Below are 4123 nucleotides of genomic sequence, written 5' to 3'. Positions count from 1 at the left end.
GTAATGAAGTAAACGAGTTTTACAGACAGCTTCATGATTTCCTGATTCTATAACCTACTCCCCTTACTGTTTCCAGCCAGTCGGTGGCTGCATATAGATTTAACTTTTTCCTGATGTTTTTGATGTGTGCATCAATGTAATTGGAGTCATAGTCATCATCGGCAAAGGTACCCCAGATGTGTTCACTGAGCTGCATACGGGTCAGCACCCTGTTTTTGTGGAGCAGCAGATAGCTGAGCAGGTCAAATTCTTTGCGCGAAAGTTCGATCTGCCGGGTTTGAAAATAAATGAACCGTGTCTGGAGGTTGACACTAAAATCGCCCAGCGAAATGGCCTCAACATTGACATTGAACTTGCGTCGGGCAATGGCCTGCATACGAGACTGCAATTCGAGCAGCGAAAATGGTTTGGCCAGGTAATCGTCTGCGCCCAGGTCGAGCCCGGCGATCTTGTCTTCCAGGTTTCCTCTGGCGGTCAGGATGATGTAGGCTGCATCCGGATTGTGTTTTTTAGCTTTTGGCAGCAGGCTCAGGCCATCCGCATCAGGCAGTCCCAGATCCAGTAATATGAAGTCGTACTGGTTCATTTCTATGCACTCGGCAGCCTTTGCTGCATTATGGGCCAGATCACACACGTAAAAGGCTTTTTTTAGAAAAGTTTCTATTTCGTAGGCCAGCGTTTTTTCATCTTCAATGATCAGGACTTTCATTGCTGTGGAATTGGGTTAAGATCCATCTGATCGGGTTAAAACTGATAATAAAAACTGAGACTGACAAAGGATTGCTGTTTTTTGGCTTCTGTGATGGCATTGCTGCTGAGTACAGAAAATTGGTAGGCGACCTCTGCTAAATAGCTGGAACGGCTGTAGGACAACGGCAATTTGAGGTTGTAAGTCAGCAGGTTGAAGCTGGTTTTTGGGATAGTAATGATTTCTGCATTTCCGTTTCCATTATTCGCTCCCTTTCCCTTTCCGTTGTTGCGCTTTATTTTTTCCTGCTGATAGGTGGTGTAAAAATGCTGTGTCCCGCTTACAATTTCTATCGCCGGTTCTATGGAGAGCTGGTCTTCTTCATCAAACAAAGTACCCAGGCTGATGTCTTTTGAATTCGTTATGCCCAGAAAAAAATCACTTTCCTGTCCAAATGCATAATCTGCGGAAAGCGAACTCTTGAACCAGGGCCAGGTATAGCTCGGGGTCAGGTTGATGTTGTTGGTATTGGCGGCCTGGAGCAGCGGAGAGTTCTTTGGAAAGATAGAGCGGATGTAGCTGGCATCTGTACTGAACTTATCGGTAAAGTTGTGCTCGTATCCTATTCCTAGATCAGTTTCTGAGACGCCACCGCCCATATTCAGCAATTTGTAAGCCCCTGCTGAGAAATAAAAACCTATTGGCAGCCTGGCAGTGGCATTTGCAAGTACATAGGGTAGTTTTTCTGCGGTGGACTGACCGTAATAACTGACGTTATTGCTATATATGGCTGCAAGGGTCAATGTAGTTTTGGTTGCTTTTGGATCATTCGCATCATCTGTCTGAGCCATAAGCCCCCAGGTTTGAAGGCATATCAATAGACAGATGACTGCTGCTTTCATATTTCTAGTGCTTTTTGATTTTAGGCTTGATGATCCTGACTGGTTTTACTTTAGGTTTAACAGCCGCAGGCTTCAATTGTTTTCTGGCTTTGGGCACCTGCTTGATCTCCGGTTTCTGCGGGCTCTGCTTGTCCGGATCGACCCGTTGGGCCTCTGGTTTTTGGGTTTCCGGGCTCTCTTTTTTTCTGGCTTTGTCCCCTTTCTTATCCTGATAGTTCTGGTGGCTGGTAGTGTACAGGTAGCCTGCAGGCGCTGCAGTAGATTTTGCCAAAGAATTTGCAGCAGAGGGAAATGCACTGACACAAACTAACAACAAACCAAATAAAAAACCTTTGCGTAAAATAGCTGAATGTGAAATAGCCATTGTGTAAATATAAAGAAAGTTTGCCTCTTTCGAGGCAAACAATCATCCTCTCCTAAAACATTATTGTTTTCATCTGCGCCACCAAATCCTTCACAAAGGGAAACACTGAACATGAAATTAAGATGAAATTCCGGGAAAATAATATATCTGAAATTTCATGTTCATTTCATGTTGCGTATCGAGCTTTGACCTAACATTTACCAAAACCTAATACTGTAAGTAAAAGCTATTGCTATGAAAAACAAAACACTTTATTCGATATTAACTGCAGTTCTGCTAATTGGCTCGTTAGTCTTTGCAGCCTGCAAAAAGGACAACCAGGACGCCGGCGGCACAACAAAAGTAGAGATCCGCATGACGGATGCACCGGGAGATTTCGATGAGATCAACCTGAATGTCAAATCAGTGGTATTGCTGTCCGGCGGCAAACCTTATACTTTTACTGTTGACCATGGGATATTCGATATCCTTGATTTCAGGATCGGGACAAGTAATCCTGATATACTCGTTGCATCAGGCGATATGCCATCCGGAGAAATTACCGAAATCAGGCTGATCCTGCACGATTCAGGCAATTCTATTGTAGTAGACGGTCAGGAACAGGAGCTGAAAACACCTAGCGCTCAAAGTTCCGGCTGGAAAATCAAGCTGAAAGAAAATCCTGAACTGGTTCCGGGGATCACTTATTCTTTGTTACTGGATTTTGATGCGGCCAAGTCAATCGTAGCTACGGGAAATGGAAAATATATGCTGAAACCCGTAGTAAGAGGCATCACTGCAGCAACATCGGGGTTGATCTCCGGTACTGTTCTGCCTATTGCTGCTCATCCTGAGGTATTGGTCATCTCTGGTACTGACACTGTAGGAACAATGACAGACCTGATCACCGGAAGGTTCACTGTTGGCGGTCTGGCATCGGGCAGTTACAAGGTAGAAATTGTACCTGTGGAAGGTTTCATTCCTGCAATTATTGACAATATTTTGGTTACTGCCGGACAGAACACCAGTATCGGTGTCGTAACCCTCCAGTAATTAGTTACCATTTTTTAACACACATTTAAACACAAATATCATGAAAAGGTTAATGTTTCTAATTTTGCTTGCCATAACTGGACTCAGTGCCAATAAGGCGGCTGCCCAGGTGAGCATCAATGTAAATATCGGGTCGCAGCCACTATGGGGCCCGACGGGTTACGACCATGTTGATTATTATTACCTGCCGGAGATCGAAAGCTATTATTATGTCCCGGAGCGTCGGTTTGTTTATTTAAGCAATGGCAACTGGATATTTTCTGGTGGAGTGCCACCGAGGTACCAGGGCTATGACTTGTACCGTGGTTACAAAGTGGTGATCAATTCTCCGCGGCCGTACAGGTACTTTAGCACACATAAAGTAAAGTATGCCAAATACAGATCTAACCATTCACAGCCGGTGATCAGGTATAGTAAAAGCCCTAAATATTATGTAGTGAAGGGTCATCCCGGCAATAACGGAAATGGTCAATTTAAGGCCAAAGGAAATAGCGGTAAAGGACACAATGGCGGTAATGGCAAGGGCGGCGGAAAAAGTAAGGGTGGCGGCAAAGGCAAGCACTAATTCTTGCCGGATACCCATGGCCAAAAGACAATCTTTTTTTCTTTAATTTGTAATGACAGGAATGAAAAACTTCTAATACCAAAACTTTTGAAAAAACTACTGCTATTTGTGCTTGCGACATGTCTGCTGATCTCATTTAAACAGAAGCAACTGACCTGGGTAGCAATCGGCGACTCTATCACTTACCTGAATGACCATAGCAGCGAAACCGGAGACCGGGTAAAGAAAGGTTACCTGACCAGGGTAACTGAGCTGATGCCGGATATAAAGTATATCAACAAGGGTTTTAACGGCTGGACATCGGGTGGCATAGCAGAAAAAATTGATGGCCTCGGACTGGAAAAAGCAGACTTGTATTCTGTGTTTCTTGGTACAAATGACTGGTGGTCCGGCCGGCCGGTAGGCACAATGGAAGACTATAAAAACGGCGATGGCAATAAGACCGTCTATGGGTCGTTTCGCATCATTATTGATAAGATCAGAAAGCTAAACCCTACTGCCAGGGTCGTATTGATCACACCAATGCAGCGAAACGACCCATAGACGGTCTTATTGCCATCGCCGTTTTTATA

Annotated in this window: 6 protein-coding genes; 3 read left to right on the top strand and 3 right to left on the bottom strand. The window is 44.5% G+C overall.

Annotated features, from left to right (window positions below; all coding sequences use genetic code 11):
* Positions 1-31: 31 nt before the first annotated feature.
* The 3 genes from VK541_RS23115 to VK541_RS23105 are packed head-to-tail and all read right to left on the bottom strand — an operon-like array spanning position 32 to position 1954.
* On the bottom strand, positions 32-709 hold the full coding sequence (locus tag VK541_RS23115) for a response regulator transcription factor (protein ID WP_324372945.1): 678 nt from the start codon (positions 707-709) through the stop codon (positions 32-34).
* 35 nt (positions 710-744) lie between these two features.
* Positions 745-1539: a hypothetical protein gene (locus VK541_RS23110; protein ID WP_324372944.1), complete on the bottom strand. Its 795-nt coding sequence runs from the start codon at positions 1537-1539 to the stop codon at positions 745-747.
* 55 nt (positions 1540-1594) lie between these two features.
* The gene (locus VK541_RS23105) at positions 1595-1954 is read right to left on the bottom strand and encodes a hypothetical protein (protein ID WP_324372943.1); all 360 of its coding nucleotides are present in this window, start codon (positions 1952-1954) and stop codon (positions 1595-1597) included.
* A 234-nt stretch (positions 1955-2188) separates the two neighbouring features.
* Between VK541_RS23105 and VK541_RS23100 the strand changes: the two genes are divergently transcribed.
* The 3 genes from VK541_RS23100 to VK541_RS23090 all read left to right on the top strand — a co-directional run bounded on the left by VK541_RS23100 (position 2189) and on the right by VK541_RS23090 (position 4094).
* The gene (locus tag VK541_RS23100) at positions 2189-2986 is read left to right on the top strand and encodes a DUF4382 domain-containing protein (protein WP_324372941.1); all 798 of its coding nucleotides are present in this window, start codon (positions 2189-2191) and stop codon (positions 2984-2986) included.
* Positions 2987-3026: 40 nt separating this feature from the next.
* A complete protein-coding gene (locus VK541_RS23095; RefSeq protein WP_324372940.1) occupies positions 3027-3551 on the top strand; it encodes a hypothetical protein in 525 nt (174 codons plus the stop codon).
* A gap of 87 nt (positions 3552-3638) precedes the next feature.
* Complete coding sequence (locus VK541_RS23090; RefSeq protein WP_324372939.1) at positions 3639-4094, top strand: SGNH/GDSL hydrolase family protein; 456 nt, start codon at positions 3639-3641, stop codon at positions 4092-4094.
* The last annotated feature ends 29 nt before the right edge of the window (positions 4095-4123 follow it).

The organism is Pedobacter sp. (assembly GCF_035317785.1).
GTDB lineage: Bacteria > Bacteroidota > Bacteroidia > Sphingobacteriales > Sphingobacteriaceae > Pedobacter.
Note: the sequence above shows the minus strand (reverse complement) of the source record. Positions and strands in the feature narration are given on the sequence as shown.

What these genes read in the sequence shown, in the direction of transcription:
- VK541_RS23095 (WP_324372940.1), top strand. Translation starts at nt 3,027, where the DNA reads ATGAAAAGGTTAATGTTTCTAATTTTGCTTGCCATAACTGGACTCAGT.
- VK541_RS23115 (WP_324372945.1), bottom strand. Translation starts at nt 709, where the DNA reads ATGAAAGTCCTGATCATTGAAGATGAAAAAACGCTGGCCTACGAAATA.
- VK541_RS23100 (WP_324372941.1), top strand. Translation starts at nt 2,189, where the DNA reads ATGAAAAACAAAACACTTTATTCGATATTAACTGCAGTTCTGCTAATT.
- VK541_RS23110 (WP_324372944.1), bottom strand. Translation starts at nt 1,539, where the DNA reads ATGGCTCAGACAGATGATGCGAATGATCCAAAAGCAACCAAAACTACA.
- VK541_RS23105 (WP_324372943.1), bottom strand. Translation starts at nt 1,954, where the DNA reads ATGGCTATTTCACATTCAGCTATTTTACGCAAAGGTTTTTTATTTGGT.